The sequence below is a fragment of the Psychrobacter sp. T6-4 genome (assembly GCF_052258425.1).
Lineage (GTDB): Bacteria > Pseudomonadota > Gammaproteobacteria > Pseudomonadales > Moraxellaceae > Psychrobacter.
In genome coordinates this window covers 109,677-129,145 of the sequence record NZ_JBQQEZ010000010.1, presented here as the reverse complement: position 1 = coordinate 129,145, position 19,469 = coordinate 109,677, and the positions used below count along the sequence as shown (strand labels likewise).

Annotated in this window: 19 protein-coding genes; 3 read left to right on the top strand and 16 right to left on the bottom strand. The window is 43.3% G+C overall.

The genetic code is table 11. The annotated features are described in order from the left end of the window. On the top strand, positions 1 to 2,109 hold a 2,109-nt coding region (locus ACTXGE_RS08815; protein WP_443543116.1), incomplete at its 5' end, for a YadA C-terminal domain-containing protein. Positions 2,110 to 2,299: 190 nt separating this feature from the next. Here the strand turns inward: ACTXGE_RS08815 and ACTXGE_RS08810 are convergent. Both ACTXGE_RS08810 and ACTXGE_RS08805 read right to left on the bottom strand, forming a co-directional pair. Continuing rightward, positions 2,300 to 2,545 carry a hypothetical protein gene (locus ACTXGE_RS08810; RefSeq protein ID WP_317199380.1) on the bottom strand — a complete coding sequence of 82 codons (246 nt, stop codon included), beginning with the start codon at positions 2,543 to 2,545 and terminating at the stop codon, positions 2,300 to 2,302. Between the two features lie 678 nt (positions 2,546 to 3,223). After that, positions 3,224 to 4,405 (bottom strand): acyl-CoA dehydrogenase family protein, encoded by a 1,182-nt coding sequence (locus ACTXGE_RS08805; protein WP_435950914.1) that lies wholly within the window; start codon positions 4,403 to 4,405, stop codon positions 3,224 to 3,226. A gap of 424 nt (positions 4,406 to 4,829) precedes the next feature. Between ACTXGE_RS08805 and ACTXGE_RS08800 the strand changes: the two genes are divergently transcribed. Next, the gene (locus ACTXGE_RS08800; protein WP_435950915.1) at positions 4,830 to 5,159 is read left to right on the top strand and encodes a DHCW motif cupin fold protein; all 330 of its coding nucleotides are present in this window, start codon (positions 4,830 to 4,832) and stop codon (positions 5,157 to 5,159) included. A gap of 20 nt (positions 5,160 to 5,179) precedes the next feature. Here ACTXGE_RS08800 and ACTXGE_RS08795 read toward each other — a convergent pair whose 3' ends face one another. The 4 genes from ACTXGE_RS08795 to ACTXGE_RS08780 all read right to left on the bottom strand — a co-directional run bounded on the left by ACTXGE_RS08795 (position 5,180) and on the right by ACTXGE_RS08780 (position 8,311). Continuing rightward, the gene (locus tag ACTXGE_RS08795; protein WP_443543113.1) at positions 5,180 to 5,719 is read right to left on the bottom strand and encodes a peroxiredoxin-like family protein; all 540 of its coding nucleotides are present in this window, start codon (positions 5,717 to 5,719) and stop codon (positions 5,180 to 5,182) included. Between the two features lie 73 nt (positions 5,720 to 5,792). Next, complete coding sequence (locus ACTXGE_RS08790; protein ID WP_443543111.1) at positions 5,793 to 6,218, bottom strand: DUF6789 family protein; 426 nt, start codon at positions 6,216 to 6,218, stop codon at positions 5,793 to 5,795. 29 nt (positions 6,219 to 6,247) lie between these two features. Next, positions 6,248 to 6,943, bottom strand: a complete 696-nt coding sequence (locus ACTXGE_RS08785; protein WP_435950918.1) for a haloacid dehalogenase type II — start codon at positions 6,941 to 6,943, stop codon at positions 6,248 to 6,250. 162 nt (positions 6,944 to 7,105) lie between these two features. Then, a complete protein-coding gene (locus tag ACTXGE_RS08780) occupies positions 7,106 to 8,311 on the bottom strand; it encodes a patatin-like phospholipase family protein (RefSeq protein ID WP_443543109.1) in 1,206 nt (401 codons plus the stop codon). A 519-nt stretch (positions 8,312 to 8,830) separates the two neighbouring features. On the opposite strand from ACTXGE_RS08780, the gene ACTXGE_RS08775 reads away from it, so the two are divergent. Beyond that, entirely contained in the window at positions 8,831 to 9,439 is a 609-nt protein-coding gene (locus ACTXGE_RS08775; RefSeq protein WP_435950920.1) for a TetR/AcrR family transcriptional regulator, read from the top strand. Between the two features lie 152 nt (positions 9,440 to 9,591). On the opposite strand, the gene ACTXGE_RS08770 is transcribed toward ACTXGE_RS08775, so the two are convergent. The 10 genes from ACTXGE_RS08770 to ACTXGE_RS08725 all read right to left on the bottom strand — a co-directional run bounded on the left by ACTXGE_RS08770 (position 9,592) and on the right by ACTXGE_RS08725 (position 19,459). After that, a complete protein-coding gene (locus ACTXGE_RS08770) occupies positions 9,592 to 10,260 on the bottom strand; it encodes a DsbA family oxidoreductase (RefSeq protein WP_435950921.1) in 669 nt (222 codons plus the stop codon). Between the two features lie 134 nt (positions 10,261 to 10,394). Further along, the gene (locus ACTXGE_RS08765) at positions 10,395 to 10,949 is read right to left on the bottom strand and encodes a carboxymuconolactone decarboxylase family protein (RefSeq protein ID WP_443543107.1); all 555 of its coding nucleotides are present in this window, start codon (positions 10,947 to 10,949) and stop codon (positions 10,395 to 10,397) included. 297 nt (positions 10,950 to 11,246) lie between these two features. After that, positions 11,247 to 11,873, bottom strand: coding sequence for a CDP-alcohol phosphatidyltransferase family protein (locus ACTXGE_RS08760; protein WP_435950923.1), 627 nt, complete (start codon positions 11,871 to 11,873; stop codon positions 11,247 to 11,249). A gap of 52 nt (positions 11,874 to 11,925) precedes the next feature. Beyond that, positions 11,926 to 12,570, bottom strand: coding sequence for an ATP-binding cassette domain-containing protein (locus ACTXGE_RS08755; RefSeq protein WP_435950924.1), 645 nt, complete (start codon positions 12,568 to 12,570; stop codon positions 11,926 to 11,928). Between the two features lie 53 nt (positions 12,571 to 12,623). Beyond that, a complete protein-coding gene (locus tag ACTXGE_RS08750) occupies positions 12,624 to 14,426 on the bottom strand; it encodes an ABC transporter permease (RefSeq protein ID WP_443543104.1) in 1,803 nt (600 codons plus the stop codon). Next, the gene (locus tag ACTXGE_RS08745) at positions 14,423 to 15,721 is read right to left on the bottom strand and encodes an ABC transporter substrate-binding protein (RefSeq protein ID WP_435950926.1); all 1,299 of its coding nucleotides are present in this window, start codon (positions 15,719 to 15,721) and stop codon (positions 14,423 to 14,425) included. The genes ACTXGE_RS08750 and ACTXGE_RS08745 overlap by 4 nt, the downstream gene beginning before the upstream one ends. 301 nt (positions 15,722 to 16,022) lie before the next feature. Next, the gene (locus ACTXGE_RS08740) at positions 16,023 to 16,697 is read right to left on the bottom strand and encodes a glycosyltransferase family 2 protein (RefSeq protein WP_435951030.1); all 675 of its coding nucleotides are present in this window, start codon (positions 16,695 to 16,697) and stop codon (positions 16,023 to 16,025) included. Positions 16,698 to 16,750: 53 nt separating this feature from the next. Further along, complete coding sequence (locus ACTXGE_RS08735) at positions 16,751 to 17,521, bottom strand: class I SAM-dependent methyltransferase (protein WP_435950927.1); 771 nt, start codon at positions 17,519 to 17,521, stop codon at positions 16,751 to 16,753. After that, positions 17,505 to 18,338, bottom strand: a complete 834-nt coding sequence (locus ACTXGE_RS08730) for a PIG-L deacetylase family protein (protein ID WP_435950928.1) — start codon at positions 18,336 to 18,338, stop codon at positions 17,505 to 17,507. Before ACTXGE_RS08730 ends, ACTXGE_RS08735 begins: the two co-directional genes overlap by 17 nt. Next, complete coding sequence (locus tag ACTXGE_RS08725; RefSeq protein ID WP_443543101.1) at positions 18,326 to 19,459, bottom strand: acyl-CoA dehydrogenase family protein; 1,134 nt, start codon at positions 19,457 to 19,459, stop codon at positions 18,326 to 18,328. Before ACTXGE_RS08725 ends, ACTXGE_RS08730 begins: the two co-directional genes overlap by 13 nt. Positions 19,460 to 19,469: the final 10 nt, after the last annotated feature.

Here is a 19,469-nt window from a genome sequence, read left to right as displayed (position 1 = left end):
GTCTCAGGTTTAAGTAACACAACCTTTGATGCTAATCAAACCTATACTGGTGGTTTGGCAGCAACCCAAGAGCAGCTGTTAGAAGTTAACAATAGCATCAATCAAACCGTTGATAGAGGTCTTGATTTTACAGGCGACAATACACTCGTTACTGTCACTCGTAAAATGGGTGAAAAACTTACTATCAAAGGTGGAGAGGTTGATGCTGATAGACTTGCCTCTGGTAATAACATCGGCGTCATCGCAAATGACACTGATAATTCACTAACAGTCAAGCTCGTCAAAGATCTAACTGATCTCAATAGTGCAAATTTTGGTAGTGGCGTAAGTATCTCAGCCAACGGTCTGAACAATGGTAGCAACAAAATAACCAACGTAGCAGATGGCTCAACGCCAAAAGATGCGGTGAATTTCGGTCAGCTGTCGGATACGAATACTAAAGTAGATATTAACACTACTGATATTGAAACCAATACTACAGATATTGGCGTCAATACGGGAAATATTGCTAAAGGAATTAGAATTGGTGATGGAGACAGCACTAACGATCAGCAATTTGCTTTAGGTGATACGATCAACGTTACAGGTGATAGTAATATCTTAACTACTGCCTCTGCTACAGGTGTTCAGATTCAGCTCAACAATCAGTTAGATTTAAGTGAAGATGGTAGCATACGAATTGGTAATAGCATTATGAATAATAGTGGATTTACCTTTGTTAGTAGTGATACCAACCGTACGGTTAGGCTCAGCAGTATGGGTCTAAATAACGGCGGTAACGTAATTAGCAATGTTGGTCGAGGGGTGGAGCTGACTGATGGAGTCAATTTAGGTCAACTACAAGAGGCAACATCAGCAATAAACACAGGATGGAGCTTAAGTGCCCAAAAAGATACGCCAACATCAGTTGTTAATAGTAATGTCGATATGAGTAATACCGACGGTAACATCAGCGTTACGCGAGTTGTTAACCCGTTGTCTAGAGCAATAGGCGATAACGACCTTAGCTTTGATCTCAATTCAGACATTGCAGTTGATACTTTAACTACAGGTCAAAGCCTTATGAGTGACGATGGCTTTAGTATCATAGACGGACCTAGCATGACCCGCGATGGTATCAATGCTGCTGATATGAAAGTAACCAATGTACAAAATGGTGAGGTTTCATCCAGCTCGCAAGATGCTATAAATGGTAGTCAGTTGTTTGCACAAGGCACTGGTATCAGTAGTATTATTGGTGGCAACACCGTCTACAATGCTGAAGACGGTAGCTTTACAAACACTAATATAGGTGGTACTGGTGAAAGTAGCATTGATGGTGCAATTGCTTCTATCAAGCAAGGCGAGATTGTCATTAATGAAAATATCGCAAATAATGCTACAAACATCGAAACCAATACAACCAATATCGCAAATAATACTAGCAATATTGCAACCAACACCACCAATATTGCTACTAATACAACCAACGTCGCAGCGAATAAAGATAAGCTTGATGCTGGTCTAAACTTCGGTGCTGATAACGGTGATGTTATTAACAAACCTGTTGGTGATGGTAGCGTACTTAGCTTTACTGGTAGTGAAAATATTACCACTACAACTGATGGCAGTAGTATCAAGTTCGATCTAAACGGTAATATCAGCGTTGATAGTATCGCTGCAGGTACTACAGTTATAAATAGCAGTGGCATATCAATGCAAGGCGGACCTAGTATGACAGGTCAAGGTTTAAATGCAGGTGATCAACGTCTTACTGGTGTAGCAGATGGCGTAGAAGCAACCGATGCGGTCAACTACAGTCAACTTAGCGCATTAGATAGTAGACTTAATAGCAACATGAACGACTTAGGTTACAAGATCGATGAAGTTGAAGATGACGCTAATGCAGGTATTTCAGCAGCAATGGCAATGTCTTCGCTACCTCAAGCGTACATTATCGGTAAGTCTATGGTAGGCGGTGGTATCGCAACCTACAATGGTGAAAGCGCAGTAGCTATCGGTGTCTCTAAGTTGTCAAACGACGGTCGCTGGGTTATAAAAGTCAACGGTACAGCAGATACCCAAGGTAATGTAGGCGGCGCTGTTGGTGCAGGTTTCCATTTTGACTAATGAGATAGTTTATCTATAAATGACTTAATCTAAAACAAGGCATCAGATGCCTTGTTTTTATTTTTTTAAAGAGCAATTATAATTTCGTCAAAAATATAAGAAATCATTAGAGTTAAGTTCTTAAATTCATTACCGTTGATCGGTAGAGGTCTTCACCATTTATAGTAAATGGTATTTATGTGAGCAAAATTTATAATCTTACTTCTTCTTTTGTGACTTCAATAATTTTGATGGGAACTGCAAAAAGCCATGTTATACCATCTATGCATGTAAACTGTCCATTTCGATAGGACACGATGTGCGTAGTAAAATTATTATTGGTATGATCTCTCATAGCTTGTGCGTCACTCGTATCATCTACAGCACACCATATCATATGATCGCCACGTCTGAGCATAGCACGGGTAAGAGCGCTGCCCGTCATTTGACCATCCATAATCATCTCCACTAAAATTTTTTGTACTAAAGTGAGCAACATAAGAATCTGGTAAAAGTATACTTTTGAGACTCTTACTTAGTAACAAAAATTGTTAGGTATATTATTTACAGATGTTGGCTAGCTGTCAATTAACAGTAACACTTGCACACAATTGCTAGATTAAAAACTTATATATCGAATCATGACAAACAAAATAGACTATTATAAATTTATAATAGTAGGACATGCGCAAATGAGTAAAATAAAGCTATACTTTACGTACTAAAAAACTTGAGTATACATCTTTGACATAAGGTAAAAGTTAGTTTTCTTAGTATCAAAAACAATTAGAACGTATTTGATACTCAACCATGACACTGCTGATAGCTACCAGTTTATCAAAGCTGTGTGCTAGTCATTATGTCAATCACAAGTAATGCTATTGCACAAGCTAGCTCATTTTATTTGAACAGTTACTTTGAGTGAAGCACTCTTAGCATCAGACCTGAGGGTGTATTGAGTGAAAGTACTGCTTTAATCGTCCGCAATACTATGCGCATAATAGAGAGACAGGACACTTTCTTGTCGTATTTAAGGTAAAAATAGACGTCTGAAAAACTTGACTTACTATTTTAACTATGAACTGCTAAAAAAATAGTCACTGTCAGTACTTATTTGTGAATTATTAAACACGCCCTAAATTCTAAACATAGCGGCAGTAGGTTTTAAACCAACGTAAGCCATACCTGCCTGAGCTTGCCAATGAGGTTGAATAATACCATGTTGCAAAATAGCGTGAATATCTCGATGGGCTCTTTCTATCCTATGCTTTTTATATAAAGAGACAGTACCTGCTACTGCATAGATCTCAGAGACCATAGAACGAGCCTCTGTAGCTGCTGCGCAAGATGCTGCCCAGACATCTGCAAGCTGCTTATCAGAAAAAGTATTTCTGTTTTGAGCCTCTATCCATAATGTTTCAACGCTATGGTGTAACTGTAAGCGTTTTGAGGCGAGTAGAGTTTTACTATTGGCTATTGCTGATTGTACTGTAGACCGATCACGTAAATCTGGGTTCTTACCTGGTGTCACTCTCTCCAAACACAGCTCTGTTAAGTCATCGGTTGCAGCTTTTAGAACCCCTAGTGCCATTGCGGCACAGCCAGCTGCATTGATGCAGCCAATAGGCAAGCGATTGTATGCGCTATCGATGACAACTGGACTATCAAAATCCACTGCATATTGAGGCTTTACAAAAGCGTCTTTTACGACGACATCGTGACTACCTGTACCGTTCAGACCACCAACATTCCATGTATCTATGATTTCGATGTCTTGTTTTGGAATAAAGAATAACTTTAATTTTGCACCAGGCCCAAGTGTTTTTGGTGACCCCTCTGATAGCACTAAGCATCGCAATACAAACCAATCAGCAAGCTCGCAACCAGATACGAGTGTCCATCGACCTGATACAAGATAACCATCTGAGAGCGTTTGCGCAGTGCCTTCAGGACGTGCAGAATTAGCATAGATATGGGTAGGGTCTTTGTAAACTTCTTCAAAACTCGTCTTATCCAAAAAACGCCCAAAAGTACAAGCTAAGTGATTATTCCAAACGATCCAAGCTGCAGAAGCCTCAGCACTTGCAAGATGCTCATATACTTTTAGAGTCTCTACGGGTGTATTCTCCCAGCCTCCTAAAGACTTTGAAAGACCCATTCGAAATAACTTCATCTTTGAAAGGCTTTCAACGACAGCTGGTGCAATTCTTCTAAGATATTCTGTTTCTTGTCTATGATTAAGAGCTAAGTCGTAGCAGTCTTGAACTGCATCAGATGGCAGTACATTTTCGATTTCAAACTCAAGTAAATCACTCATTTTATACACCTCTCATAATTATAATAGTGCTTTTGACTCTCCTAATACCTTACAAGGCATCTTTAAAGAATAACCAACATCAAGTAGGTATACAACCAATAATTGATATATATAAGAGTTTTAATATTTTCTAAACAATAATTTTGACTTTAATGAGGTATCTTAAAAATGAAATAAGGTGTTTGTGGAGAGAGGTAGATGATAAAATTGTTCTATTCGTTTGAATAAAATAGGCTAGCCAAGGCATCTTCAGTACCTAAGGTTTTTTCTTGGACGAGAACATAGATATGATTAGCTATCAGCAGTGCTTACTTATGAGTGTTCAATATGCTCTACTATGAAATATATTTTTTTAAATAATAAATAGAACCAAAGGACATGTTTTATAAGAACTATTAGTTTTTAATAATGAGGAATAAGACTTATGAAAATGGAAAAAATACCGTTTGGAATGACGGATTGGACGAATATAGAAGCTATAAAAATAAAAGGTGAGACTGGCGTTGGCTACTGGATAACGCTTGATTTTAATACTATTCAGGTGCACAAGGTTGAGTATTCACCCGGTTACTTAGCGGATCATTGGTGCTTTAAGGGTCATATATTGCTGTGCCTTGAAGGTGAGCTCAATACTGAGCTAAAAGATGGTCGAACCTTTACATTAACGCCAGGTATGACCTACCAAGTCGCCGATGATACGATAGCTCATCGTTCATCGACTACCACTGGCGCTAAACTGTTCATTGTTGATTAAGCGGTAATAGTAATTAAACTTTAACCATGCGTACCACGTATAGGGTAGTCATTTTCTCGAATAAAAGACAAACCGTTCGCAAGCATTTCAAGCTCAGGTCTAGCGAACGGCGCATTTGAGATATCAATGATTTGAATCTCGCCTTTAGCGTTAATCACGAATACTCCAGGCTCTGCAAAAGGATGATCGGTCTCTTTTTCTGAGCGCGGATCAGAGATATACAGCCCAAGCTCATTCATCTGCTCAACGGTTAAGCCATAAGCCATCGGGAAGTTGATATCCTCTAGCTCTTCTAAATGCTCTTGCAACTGCTGTTTGCTATCGCCTGATATCGCCAAGATATCCACGCCCGCATCAGCAAATGAGGATTTGACCGTTTCTAGCTGATTAAGATACTTGGTACAGATTGGGCAGTGCTTGCCGCGGTAGACAACGACTAATTTCCAGTCATGACCGTTTTCAGGTTTGCCTAAGGTTGTCATGTCGCCACCGAGCATTTGTACCTGCACGTCGGGGAATTGACTGCCAGCCTGAAGTTTTTGAGGGTTATTTGATTGCATAGTTCTATCCTTTGGTTTTTAAATTGAAGTGATTTAAATTGAGCTTTAAGATTTAGTAAATTAACGAGTGTTTTTAACGAATAAATTTGGCATAAGCTTTACCTAATACGACGCCAAAGATGAGATGGAGTACTAAGGTTGCGATAGGAATCATAATACCGCTTGGCATAGCCAAACCAAACAGGCCGTTACCCATCATAGGCATAATAGCAATCATCATCATAAGCCAACCAGCAGCGCCTATGAGTGCTCCTATTACCGTAAAATTTTTATTTCTATCCGTGCTGCCCACTATTGCCATTATCAGACCATATCCAATAGAACCCACCATAAAGTGAGCAATAAACGCCATTACTCGACTGTCACCAATCATTGAGGCGAGCATCGCTATGATATCCAAGTCAGGCATGAGACCCATCATGCTTTTTAGCAGTAGCAAAATAGTCATCACGATAGTGGCAATGAAGCCTGCAATAATTCCTGCGATATATTTATTCATGATAAACATTCCTTGTTCGGTTTTTGAGGTTAATCATTGCGATTTTCAATAATCTGATCGCTCAGCATAACCAGATCTGAGGCCATAAAGTGCGGTATGGGCACGTTGGATGCGGGTAGCATGGCATTATAAGGACGTTTGAGGAACGCGCCTTGATAGCCAGCCGCTTGCGCGCCAATCGTATCCCAAAGATGACAGGCGACAAGGCAAAGCTCTGATGTCTCAACCGATAATTCTGTGGCGACCATCTGGTACGTCTCAGGCGCAGGTTTGAACTTTGCGACTGCCTCAACGCTAAAAGAGCGCTCAAAGAAATCACCCAATCCTGCTTTTTCGAGTGGCGTAGGAGAAGCACTGCTCGCTGAGTTGGTCAAGGTCACCAGCCTAAATCCAGCATCACGTAATATGGTTAATGCGGGCACCGCATCAGGATGAGCGGGCATCTCGCTCATAAGCTGCTTAAACTTGTCAATATCATCATTCGTTAAAGTAACGCTATGAATATCAGCCGTCATCTGTAATGCACCAACACCAAGCTCACCAAAGGACGTATAAAGACCAGATAAGGTCAAGGTTTGCGAATAGAGCACCAATTGCGCGAACCATTCTCTCAGTACGCGCTCATCACCGAATAGACGAGTGAATAAAGGCGCAAGCGTTTCGATATCGAGCAGGGTTTCATTGACGTCAAATACGATGATAGAGGGTGATGGGGTAGAGGGCATAAAAGCTCCTTGTAGATCATAAAAGTAGTGTCAGGCACACAAATATAAATAAGAGTGACTATTACATTACCTTTAGTTGAGCGAACATTCAAGGTAAATTTGAGTGATTGCTCAAAATAGGCTGTCATTGTAGATAAAAATGAGAATCTAGCGAATATTAGATCACTGTAAGGCTTGTCGAAATTCTTGAAATTCTTTAGAGCGCTCCAGTAGGTTACCACTCAAAGCACGCAGATCATCAACCTGCTCTGGTTGCAAACGAAAGGTCGTGGGCATAGCATCGAACTTCGCACGCTCCGCTTTATCCTTAACCTGATCAAAGGTCAACACCGCAAAATGCACCTCAACCTGAGGGACGTCTGCTGAGCGCTGAGCGTTGACATGCTCGCCCCATTGCAAAAATTCGTCTTTAGCGGATGAAATAGTCTCGTTATTTAAAGTACCCAAAGCCACTTCGCTCGCCGCTGAAATAGTCTGAATGAAACTCGGATCCTTGCTCTGAACTGACCACTCATGTTCTGAGTAAGTTTGAGCATTGGCTACGACGACCAGTACTTGTTTGACCTGACGCAGCTTGTCAGGACTGAACGCGCCTGCCATGTTGGGGACATCGCCATACTGAGTGACAGGACTCATCATTGAGCCGCGTACGCCCAAGTTATCAGTGACCCCGCCATCTACTAGGCGCACCACTGGCATACGATCTGGTTGCGAGTATCGATCTAGTGCACGGGCTATAGCGTAGCTACGCGGTAAATGATCGTCTTGATTGAGAGCCACATTAACCCAAGGCTGAGAACGCTGAGGACAGTCGGCAAAATTGCGCAAGGCGATGGGTGCAAAAATGCCAGGCACAGAAGATGACGCCATCACCGCGTTGGCCACAGGATAGCTCGATAAATCCGAACACAAAAAATCAAATTGCTGCTGAGTGAACGAAAAGGTCATGGCATTATTTAGATCACTGGCATTGAGAATAACAAACGGTAATTTGCCGTGGCCCATGTCAGCGAAGCTCTTTTGCCGAAATAAACTCTCGTTTAAGTTATTGGCTACTAGATCGCCACGATTGTACTCAGAGCTACTCATCGCAATCAAGCTTTGTGGTCGTATCGCCAGTCTCATCAGTCGAGACTGCCAGTCTTCGTACAAGAACTCAGAGGCAAATCGCTCAAAGATTTCATCACCAAACAAGCCATAATAAGCGGCAGTGTAGCTACCACCTGATACCGAAGAGATAACATCTACCTCATCTAATAATCGGCGCTCCACGCCGTTAATCATCACAGGTGTGTCTCGTAGCTTTTCAAGCACACCATAACTGAACGCTGCTGCGCGTGTACCGCCACCAGAGAAGGCGAGAACCACAAAAACATCATCTGAGTTTTGCGGTAAGTTATTTTTAAAATTATAACTAGGGTTAACCGTTTCTATGATAGGTTCATTCCAGACCCGTGATGTACAGCTTGTCAGCAAAATGAATAGAGACACAAGGATGACTAATAACAATATAATGCGCAATCGAGAGGATACTAGTATGCTGGAGAGTGTTCGGAGCAGACTATTATCATGGGTAAGTAGGTTTTTACGCATGTAAATAGCCTCGAAGTGATAGAACGGTTATGTCATTAAACTATCGTTTGTCTCTATCAACCGAATTAAGAATGATAATTTTAATAGCAAGACATTATATTTCAAAGATTATTACGCACTTTGAGCGCATGCATTGCTCAAAAAAGACAAGTCGTAGCTAATAGCCTAAGCGTCGTTAATAAACTTTAACTGGACTGTTGTAGCGAGTCAAGATAAAATTGAGTAATCACTCAAATTATACCGCTGTGCTTACCGCATTATCTGTGGTCGCAGCTCCAAGATTCAGGATTTACTATGTCACGAACTACTTTATACAATCGTCACGAGGCGCTAGAACGCGCCATAGCCCTGTTCTGGCACAAAGGCTTTCATGCCACCTCCCTAAAAGACATCGAACAAGCTCTCGATATGCGTCCGGGTAGCATTTACGCCGCATTCGGTAGTAAAGACGGCTTGTTTCAAGAAGCGCTAGATTATTATGCGCAGTCCTCCTTAACGGAGCTTGAACGTATACTGGCCAATCATCAGTCGCCATTGATGGGATTGGCGGCTTTTATGCGCCAGCTTGGTGGTATCCGCGATAAAGACTTGCCTAGTCGAGCATGTATGCTGGTCAAAAGCTTGCTTGAGCTTGGTGCGCGTGAACAATTAGCTTTAGATAAGGTAGAAAAATTACTAGCGGGCATGGAGGCGCGTTTTGGCGAGTGTTTCGCTGAGGCGCAGCGTCTAGGCGAGATGGATGACACGCTTGATGCGACTAGGCTGGCGCGTCGATTACAGGCTGAGGTCATGGGTTTGCGTGCCTTTGCTCAGCGTGATGTCGAGAGTCAAGCGGTGCATGAGCTGGCAGAGGATATGGCATCATCAATAGAGAGCCTGCGTAATAATGAGCCTGTTCACTAAGCTTAGTCTTGATGCACGCGCTTTGTGAGTATTTAGCTAGAACCATAAGTATTAACGCTTATATCAATAAAAGCTATAAGGGCGACTTAATATTATAAGTCGCCCTTTTGGTTTTTGTGCTTTGTCCCTAGTGCTTATTATTGATTAGTGCATTATTTTGTCATATCTGACAACTGTTGCAAAATGCTCTTAAAGTTCTCGACCCCTTGAGCGCCGCTGACCAAGTGTTGTTGATCAAAAATAACAGAGGGTACACTTTGAATCCCTTTTTGACGCCAACTTTGCTGAGCACGGCGAACGTCTTCGGCAAAGCGCTGATCCGTTAATACCGTTAGCGCCTCATTACGATCTAAACCAATCTCGCTAGCGATATCTGCTAAGACGTCTTGGCTTGAGACTTCTCTAGCATGAGTAAAGTGAGCGGCGAACAACGCTTGCTTTAACTCATGCATGCGTCCTTGCAGATTGGCCCAGTGCAGAAGCTGATGCATATCAAAAGTGTTATAAGTGCGGCTGTCCTCCGTGAAGTTAAACTCAAAACCCACACTGCGACCTGCCTCAGTCATCCGAGCGCGGCTGGCATCAGATTCCTCTCGACTTGAGCCGTACTTGATAGCAATATGCTCATACAAATTGCGCCCCTCGCTTGGGGTATCAGGGTTTAGCTCAAACGGATGCCAGTGAATCTCATGTTCTATACCAGTCTGCTCGAGAGCTTTGACCAATTGTCCGTAGCCAATAGCGCACCAAGGGCAGACCACGTCAGATACGATATCTATGCGCAGTGGCCGCTCTGATGATAGCTGCTTGTTATCTTCCATATAACCTCGCGTTGATTATAGTTTATAGCTATTATTTTAACCAAAAAACTGCTGCTCGATGGTCCATCTAGCAACAGTTTTGACGACAATATTAAAAAATGTAGAGACTATCAAGCTGCTAATTATTAACAATATTACTGTGCTTTATGCCATTCAAATTTCTCAAACGGCTTATCTACTGGGGTATTGGCAAGATGATTGGTGTAGTTGCTCATCACCTTTTGCGCCGCGCCTAGTACCACTTCTAACACTTGGCGCTTGCTAAAGCCTGCATCCAAGAATGTTTGTACAGACGCATCATCGACATTACCACGATTGCGAACTACTGACAGAGTGAAGTCACGTAGCGCTTCTAATTTGTCTGTCGGTAGTGGCGTCTCGTCACGTAGCGCATTAGTGATAGCGTCATCAACTTTCATGCTTTTGGCAATGCCAGTATGAGCGGGCACGCAGTAATGACATGCATGTTCAACGTTGATAGTTTGCCACACCACAGTGGTCTCTTCATCATTAAAGCTGCTGTCCAAAAATAGCTGATGTAGACGCTGATAGCCTTCTAATAAGCCTGGTGCTTCAGCCATGACTGCATGTAGATTTGGAATCATGCCAAAGGCATTGATAGAGACATCGAGCAGCTCTTGGCTATCGGCAGGAGCTGTTTCTTTATTATGTAAAGTAAAATCAGTCATATAAGATCCTTATGAGTATTTAAGTTTATGGATATCTAAGTTCATGAATATTTAAGTTTTATTAATTTAAATAAATGAAGTCAGCGAATAGGCAATGCTATGAGTCGCTAACTGACCCTACTGTAAATCATTCTGAGCAATCACTCAAATATAAATTGAGCGATTGCTCAAATATTTGTAACGCCTGTTAACATTCAAGATACTTTATGATGGTGTATAAACGCTCAAAGAGTAGTGAATACTGATATTAAAGACTTTGAAGTAAGGATGATTACAGTATAAGTATTTATGCAAAAATCAGTGCTTGTCTTCTAAACGTCTTAAGGTCTGATAACCGCCATAAATACGAGTAACGATAGTCACCGCACAGGCCGCAGCAAAGAGGCTAGCAAGTAGTACAAAATGCTGTGGCCAAATACAAAAGGCGACAAATAGCGCTATGGTTTCAGTACCTTCGGTCAGACCATTTAGATAATAAAAGCTCTTGTACTTAAACTGCGGTTTATCCAATTGAAACTTTTCGGCTGCTACAGCAAAAGCTAAAAAGCTAGAGCCAGTGCCGATAAAGGCAGCCAGCAGTAATGCGCCTGCGATCGCGTTTTGTGTAGGATTAGCCAAGATGAAACCGAGTGGCACGGCGGCATAAAACAAAAAGTCGAGGGTGATATCTAAGTAGCCGCCAGCGCTTGAGCTCTTATTGGCATGGCGAGCAAGCGCGCCATCTAAACCATCAAAAATACGATTGAGTATAATAGCAATAAGCGCACCAAACCACAGCTGATAGGCAAGTAGGGGTAACACTAGCATACCGATGATAAAACCCGTCACCGTCAATTGATCAGCCTTGATGCCGCGCTTATATAGCGCGACGACTAAAGGATTCAGTATAGGGGTGATAACAGGAGTAATAAACTTATCTAGCATAGGTTGGCCTTTTTGTTATTGACGCCAAAAGTTCAAGTCTAGAAGCTATTGGTTAAAGGCTTAGCGTAATGACTTTACCACTCGCAGCTTTAGCATCGCTGTGGTCGTGAGTAACCATAATAGCGGGTAATTTATGGGTACGAATTTGATCAAATACCAATTGCTGAGTATCTGCTCGAAGCTGGGTGTCAAGCTTGCTAAAAGGCTCATCTAGCAATATGGCTTTGGGCTTACTCATTAGGGTACGCAGTAGGGCTACGCGAGCTTGCTGACCACCTGATAGATTATCAGGATGACGATTTGCCATGCCAGCTAAGCCGACTTGCTCGAGAGCGTGCTCTATCTTTGCTAAGCGCTGTTTTTTGCTGCTCTCTTTGTCATCTTTAGGCATCGCAAAAGCAATATTACCCGCTACCGATAAGTGTGAGAACAGCAGCGCATCTTGATAGAGAACACCAATTCGACGTAAGTGCGTCGGCAAATGACTGACGTTTTCGCCATTGAGCCAAATCTCGCCAGTAGCGTTAAAGCCGCTGGGCAAGGTGCCTGTCATCCAGTTCAACAAGCTTGATTTGCCACTACCAGAGGGCCCCATGATAGTTAGAATCTCGCCGCCCTTGATTTGCTCATTTAAGCTGACCAATAGCTCACTTTGACGATAGAGCTGTAAGTGTTTTATTTGTAGCGATGCTGACATAGAGAATCCTTTATTATCGTCTTACCTTTATTATGATTTTAGTAGTTACTCAGTTAACGTGCGCCACTTTTATAAAAATACTTGGGTAGTATCCAAGCTATTATAAAGCCAATTAGCGGTAAGACCATTTGCATAATGGCATAAACGGCACTGGTACGCCTGCTAGCGCCATTAGCTAGCGTTACCGCCTCAGTAGTAATAGTCGCAATACGTCCGCCGCCTGCCAGCAGCGTGGGTAGGTATTGCCCAAAACTGACCGCCAATCCCAAAGCGATAGCGATCATAATAGGCGCAAACAGCTGCGGTAGTTTGACTTGCAAAAACACTTTGGCAGGCGTAGCACCAAGGCTCGCTGCGACATTGACAAAGCGTACATCTAAACGCCTATAGCTGCTGGCAAGCGATAAAAATACATAGGGCAGCACGAACAATAAATGGGTAAAGGCGACATTAACAAAAGCCGCTTGATTATCGATTAACTGCTGTAACCAGACTAAACCAAACAAGAAAGCGATGCTAGGAACCAGGAGCGGTAAGTAGATAATGAAACTGGTAAAGGAGGAGAGGGGTCTATCACCTAATTGTTCAGATTCTAAGCATAACAAGGTGAGCATAATGGCAAATACAGTTGAGACTATGCCTATAGATAGGGTGTTGAATAGCGGCGTACTCATTTGCATAAAGGCGCTTTGATAATGCAATAGGACTAGCTGCTCTGGCAATACAGCAGGAAAGCGCCAATAGCCTGCGACTGACCACATCAATAGTCCTACAAGAGATAGAGCAATAAATCCTAGAATTAAAACTGTAAGTCCATAAGTGAGTTTTTGCCAAATGCTGTCGATATAACGGCGCTTACCATTGAGTAGTGAGCCTTTGCATAGCGCTTTAATGACTCGTTCACCGCCAAGCCATAGGGTGATCAAGCCACCAGTCAATAGCAATTGCAATATCGCACCTGCTGAGGCTTTTATACGTAAATTGAGATCCACATCATTGAACCATTGCATGATGGTAACCGCTAGAGTGGACGGCGTATTGGGTCCCAAAATAAGGGGCATCTCGACACTGGCGCTGGCATAGGCGAGTACCGCCAAGATAGGTAAGCGCAATAGAGGATAAAGGAGCGGAAAAACCGCTTTAAAAAAAGCTGTAACTGGATAATAGCCCAAATTTAGCGCCACTTTATACTGCTCATGTAACTTCTTACCCAGCTCAGGCTGCGCTAAAGCGCCAAGCGCCATCAGTAATAAAAACGGCAGCTCTTTTAGCACCAGTCCCAAAATGATACTAATGCCATAAGGATCGTGCGGTAGTATTCCTTGCGGCGCAAGCTCCCAACCGCTCAGCCATGGCGATACTAATCGCGCAATCATGCCTGAGGGCGCAATCAAAAACCCAATGGCGATCGCAGCCGCCGCATGTGGAATGACCAAGATTGGACTAAGCAAGCGCTCGATACGGGTCAGCCATACACTATTAAAAAACGCAGCTAGTATCATCAGAGCTATGATAAAAGCGAGCAGGGTACTGACAAGGCCCGTGGCAACACTCAACGCTACCATCTGCCCCAGACCGGGGGTTTGCCATAGTGCTTCAAACCCTTGTAAATTAAAGCTCGTTTGACCGATAGCAGGTACCCACCCAAAGGCCGGCAAAAGTACGCTGACAAGGCCACCTAGTACAGGGAATAGCAGTAAAAGCAGTAAAAATTTGGGGCTAAGGGTCACTAAGCGCGTAAACAGATCACCGTTGTAATGGGTAGTCATACTAGTGTTACCAGTATTAGAGTTCTGAGAACCTGAATTTTTAGCTAGTTCAAGTTTTTCATCTTTGTCATCAAAGAACTGACTCATTCGCTGACTCCATAGCGAGCTTGCCAGCCTTCAACAATAGCATCTACCCAACTTGGATGAGGTTCGCTAACGGTGCGTTTTATCGCGTCAAAGGGCAGTGCGCTTGGATGGGGCTTAGTCGTTGTAAATAGCGCTTGCTGCTCTGTGCCCAGGGTCGCAGGTACCAAGACCGTTTTGTCACCCCAAACGCTGGGATTTTGTTTATGAGCTTGCGCTTCAGGACTAAGTAAAAAGTTGGCGACCAATTGCGCCGCTTTCGGATGGCTAGCATTATAAGGAATTGCGACAAAATGCGTATTGCTCAAGCTGCCATCACTCATCGCATAGCTACGGATGCTCGGCGGCAAGTCATAACGCCGAACAGCGGCTGGGACTTCAGGACCTGAAAAAGTAAAGGCTAAGCTCAGCTCAGTATCATCAACCAAGCGACGCATTTGCGCGCCGCTTTGCAAGAATTGTTCGCCGTTACGCCAAAGGGTTGGATGCATCTCATCCAAGAACTCCCAAAGCGGAGCAAGCACGATTTCCTTGTTTTGCGCGCTGACAGGCTGATTTAACTCAGCTCTAATATCGGTGCCTGTCTTGGCATCGTTCTGCTCATGTATTATTACTAAAGCATACTTCAAAAAGCTGATACCCAAAAAGTCAGGTGGCTTGGGATAACCAAAGCGTCCAGGGTTTTGCTGTGTCCAGTTGGCAAGCTCATTCAAGGTTGTCGGCGGCTTCTTTACCGCTAAGCTATCATAATAAAAGGTCAGCGATGCCTGTCCCCATGGCGACTCCATACCCTCGGTAGGAATACCAAAATCAAGAGTCACGGCTGGATTATTGTTGGGATCGGTAAGAGTAAAGTTAGGTAGGCTATCTGCCCAGTCCTTTAATAGTAATGAGTTCTCGCTCATAGTGGCAAAATTAGCGCCATTGATCCAAATCAAGTCGACGCTACCTCGATCATTGTTGTTAGCAGATTTCTCAGCGAGTACGCGGCTGACGGCTTCACTGGTGTCACTTAATTTGACATGGACCAGATTGATATTATATTTATCATCAACCGTTTTAGCCGCCCACTGAACATAAGCATTAATCTGTGGATCGCCGCCCCAAGCGTGGAAGTAGACGTCTTGATTTTCACCCGCTTTTTGTACTTGTTGCCAATGGGGTTGATTGTCGTTACTTAATACTGCGATAGTCGATGCAGTACTAGCAGAGATACTCGCACAAACCCCAACTGCTATAGCGTAGCTGCTATAGCGAATCGTGTTTTGGATGGCGGGCAAGTATCTAGTCATGCGCATGAAATAATAACCTTTGATGCTAAATATGAGGTCGGACAAAGTATTTTTATTGAAGACTCTTTATGAGAGCATATGATCGTTGTTGAGTGATTACTCAAAATATTATATAGAGGATATAAAACCAAAGCCAGTATTTATACAAAGGTGAAGCGCTCTTTTGAATGGTTATGATAAACAGGCGCAAGCTTAGAGTTTAGAAAAGGTGAGTTTTTGATTAAGCATTGAGACAATAAAGGACATGGGATAGGTACACACTAAAACATAGTTATAGTAGACAGGTAAAAGCATGACACTGACGTAATTATTTTCTATTGGTGCTTTCTATATTGGCTAAAAATGCAGCAAACCCTTCACTTGCTCGCGCTTGCAAGCGGCTACTGGTAGTGACGCGGACACGATTACTCCAAGTAATAGCGTAACCTTTGGACTCGAACTTTTTGACCAAATCCACATCCTCATGGCATTTAAGGGGTGCAAAACCACCGACCTCGTTATACGCCTGACTACTAAAGCTTAAGTTTGCACCATGAATATGACGGTGATTCATTTTATCTTGATAATGGGCCATATACTTACTGCGCGTTTGCGGCATTAGGTGTGCCCAACTATCGACACTCACTACCCCGCAGATCATATCAGTCGGTTTATGGTTGATATGTGCAATTTGCTGCACCAGCCAATCTGTAGTCACTACTGAATCGGCATCGGTACAAGCGATCCAAGTGAACCCTTGCGTGATCGCATGGCGAATCCCTAAGTCCCGTACTTGCCCTACGCAGTGATAATCGCAGCTTAAATAGTCAACGCCAGCATTTTCGACTATCGCGCGCGTAGCATCCGTACAGCTATCGAGCATGACTACTATATATGTATCGATGGCTGCAGCTAATTGCTCGATTGAGCTTTGCACTGCGTTTAAGCAGTCGCTGATAGTCGCCGCTTCGTTATGCGCAGGAATGACGATAGCGATTTTTATATCCATCTGGTTATTATTATCATCCGCTTTATGATGGTGCTGATTATTATTAATCATATTAGATTTTCTTGCATCGCGACCGACTGCTCGGAGTACTGCCAAACATCTAACAAAAAATCACGATCTATGATCTGACTTTGATGCTCAAAGGCTAAGTGTTCTGCTTGATGGGTTGATGCATCAAACGCTTGCTGTAAGCGTTGATGTACGGTCTCGCCCGTCATAGCAAAACCCTCGATAACGTAGCGCCAATGACAACACAATAAAGTACCGCCTGTAGCTAGGTTTTGCTTTATCCATTTAATAACGCTATCGACATCAGCTGGCGATAAGTAATATAAAATTTCACTGATAATAATTGCATCAAAGGGGGGATGATAAGTGAGTGCATTGTCTGACAAAGCATCGTTTTCTAGAGTGAATAGCGCGCCAGGAATGATACCTTGTACCACCTTGACCCCAGACAAGTCTCTTAAACGCTGTCTGGCAAGTTGTACGGCTTTGGCATTACCATCTAGGCTTAAAAGCGACTGACAACGACGTGCAAGCAGCTCACTAAATACGCCATTACCGCAGCCCAATTCTATGGCATTGGTATACTTTGCTTGTGGCAATACCGCAAGGCACATGTCTCGTTTGCGCTTTTCATACCAGCGCGTCTGGTACTGCCAAGGGTCGCTGTTGTCAGTATACAGCACCTCAAAATACGTCTCTGAATACGCGTCAGATTGAGGACAATCCTTAGAAGCGCTTAAACTGTTATCGCTATTGACTAAAGTGTCGGCAGCATCCAGTGCCATAATAGATTTAGGATTGTGGCTCATGCAAATAAACCTCCCAAGGTTGGCTGATTCTAGCGATAGTTTGCGCGGATAAAATAGGCGGATTGCCTGTACTCTCATCAGTGGTGATTTGACTGGTAAAACAAGTAATAGCTTGCGATTTACGCTGTACCTGCTCAGCACTCAAATCTAGTCTTAGTGCACTGTGCCAAGGAATACGGTTATCGTCAGGCTGCGCCCAATGCCATGCCCAAATCAGGACTTGATAACAGGCTAAATGTTGGCGCTTAGCAAATGCTTGAATGACTTGTCCCGTCGCTTCATGATCAGGATGACCGTCGTGAATAAAAGGCGTCACCAAAATATCATTAGGCTGGATAATAGTCGCTAATTTTTTATTAAATAGTTCTTGCTCAGCGAATACGTTACCATCCGTCAAGTCCAAAGCGATAATGGATACTTGGTGCGCAATACCTAGCGCTTTTAAGGCGTTAATGCTCTCTTGCGGGCGAATAGTATTGAGCTGCTTTGGAGGATAAAGGGTTGAGTCTGGATGACTTTGGGTGCCATTGGTGACATGTACAAGGAGGATAGGGTTGCCATTAGCGGCTACGTGCTGGAGTAGTCCGCCGCAGCCTAGTATCTCGTCATCAGGGTGCGGAGCAAAGATACATACGCGCTTGTGCGCTGGGAGATGTGCTGTTATATCTAGCGGCGGCAGATGATGCAGTCCTGGCCAGTTTTGCCAAGCGTCTTGACTGGTACCATCGCCCTCAATTACGCGATCACCTACGATAGGATGGTTTTTTATATTATTTGCATTTGCCGTATCTGTTTGATCCTCTGCTATAGTTGCCATATGTTTTCTCGCATATGGGTTGAGTCATTTCTCAACTGGCTGACTGATTGAGCAGTGAGCTCGCCAATTTTTTGTAGATCAAAAGCGCCATGGCTTTGGCGTATAAATACAGGTAAGTCAGCGGCCACTCTTGCAAAATGTGCATTGCCGCAAAACGGTGCTGCACCTAGTGCCTGTCCGGCAGCATCCAATACTTGCCTTGCTACTTGCTCAGTATGTGCTCTGAGCTGACGAATAGCTAACTCATGACTGTGCTGCGGCTGCGTATCGATTAAGCGCGCGACGTGATAAAAGGATTGCTGAGTCGCTGCTAATATCATGCTGACTTGACCTAAATACATGGCCTTAAAATCGTTAGGCTTATGCTGATAAGCTTTGATTAAATAGTCTGCTAGACAGACTGTGGCACCATACCAACAAGCGGCAACTCCAGCGGCGCCATGCCAAAATCCTACTCTGTCTAAATACTCATTTGCTGCGCCAACTTGCTCAGCGGCTACGTTATCAAAATCTATCGTCGCTGTATCCGTAGCTTGCATACCAACCGCCTGCCAGCCACTAGTGTCAATAGCAATACCGTCTTGTTGCATATCGACGATCAGCAATTGCGAACGAGCGTCTTTGTCACGATAAGTCATCAGCCCATAATCAACAATGTGCGCCCCTGAGCACCAAGCTTTAGTGCCATTAACAGTGCCATGAACTTGGCCTTGCTGGTTAGTTTCGTCCGGCTTAAAGGATAAAGGGTGACCCTCTGCTGCCCAAACTGCAAGCAAGCCTTTTACAGGTTTTGCGTAGCCAATTTCATAGAAGATACTCAGCGCATCTAAGTGTGATTCAAACCATTTAGCAAGGGTTAGATCAACACTTGCGACATAAGCGAGGATTTGCCAACGCTCAAGGGTGCTTGCATCTTGTCCATTGCCATCACTAGTGGCGTTACCAGGATGCGGTACGCTTTGACTGTACTTAATTAAAATGTCTAATATATCGTAGCGTCGTTCATCGGTGATACTAAGCGTATTTAGCACTTGCTGATCAGCGACTAGCCTTTTTTCTATATCGCCTTTGATACTCTCTAATAAAGTATTTTGCCGTAATGGGACTTCTATATTAGCCATAACATTCTCC

Bases quoted from the DNA above. Each gene is read 5' to 3' on its own strand.
- ACTXGE_RS08810 (WP_317199380.1), bottom strand. From the start codon at position 2,545: ATGGATGGTCAAATGACGGGCAGCGCTCTTACCCGTGCTATGCTCAGA.
- ACTXGE_RS08745 (WP_435950926.1), bottom strand. From the start codon at position 15,721: ATGCGCATGACTAGATACTTGCCCGCCATCCAAAACACGATTCGCTAT.
- ACTXGE_RS08770 (WP_435950921.1), bottom strand. From the start codon at position 10,260: ATGGAAGATAACAAGCAGCTATCATCAGAGCGGCCACTGCGCATAGAT.
- ACTXGE_RS08765 (WP_443543107.1), bottom strand. From the start codon at position 10,949: ATGACTGATTTTACTTTACATAATAAAGAAACAGCTCCTGCCGATAGC.
- ACTXGE_RS08730 (WP_435950928.1), bottom strand. From the start codon at position 18,338: ATGGCAACTATAGCAGAGGATCAAACAGATACGGCAAATGCAAATAAT.
- ACTXGE_RS08750 (WP_443543104.1), bottom strand. From the start codon at position 14,426: ATGAGTCAGTTCTTTGATGACAAAGATGAAAAACTTGAACTAGCTAAA.
- ACTXGE_RS08800 (WP_435950915.1), top strand. From the start codon at position 4,830: ATGAAAATGGAAAAAATACCGTTTGGAATGACGGATTGGACGAATATA.
- ACTXGE_RS08775 (WP_435950920.1), top strand. From the start codon at position 8,831: ATGTCACGAACTACTTTATACAATCGTCACGAGGCGCTAGAACGCGCC.
- ACTXGE_RS08785 (WP_435950918.1), bottom strand. From the start codon at position 6,943: ATGCCCTCTACCCCATCACCCTCTATCATCGTATTTGACGTCAATGAA.
- ACTXGE_RS08735 (WP_435950927.1), bottom strand. From the start codon at position 17,521: ATGAGCCACAATCCTAAATCTATTATGGCACTGGATGCTGCCGACACT.
- ACTXGE_RS08755 (WP_435950924.1), bottom strand. From the start codon at position 12,570: ATGTCAGCATCGCTACAAATAAAACACTTACAGCTCTATCGTCAAAGT.
- ACTXGE_RS08805 (WP_435950914.1), bottom strand. From the start codon at position 4,405: ATGAGTGATTTACTTGAGTTTGAAATCGAAAATGTACTGCCATCTGAT.
- ACTXGE_RS08795 (WP_443543113.1), bottom strand. From the start codon at position 5,719: ATGCAATCAAATAACCCTCAAAAACTTCAGGCTGGCAGTCAATTCCCC.
- ACTXGE_RS08790 (WP_443543111.1), bottom strand. From the start codon at position 6,218: ATGAATAAATATATCGCAGGAATTATTGCAGGCTTCATTGCCACTATC.
- ACTXGE_RS08725 (WP_443543101.1), bottom strand. From the start codon at position 19,459: ATGGCTAATATAGAAGTCCCATTACGGCAAAATACTTTATTAGAGAGT.
- ACTXGE_RS08760 (WP_435950923.1), bottom strand. From the start codon at position 11,873: ATGCTAGATAAGTTTATTACTCCTGTTATCACCCCTATACTGAATCCT.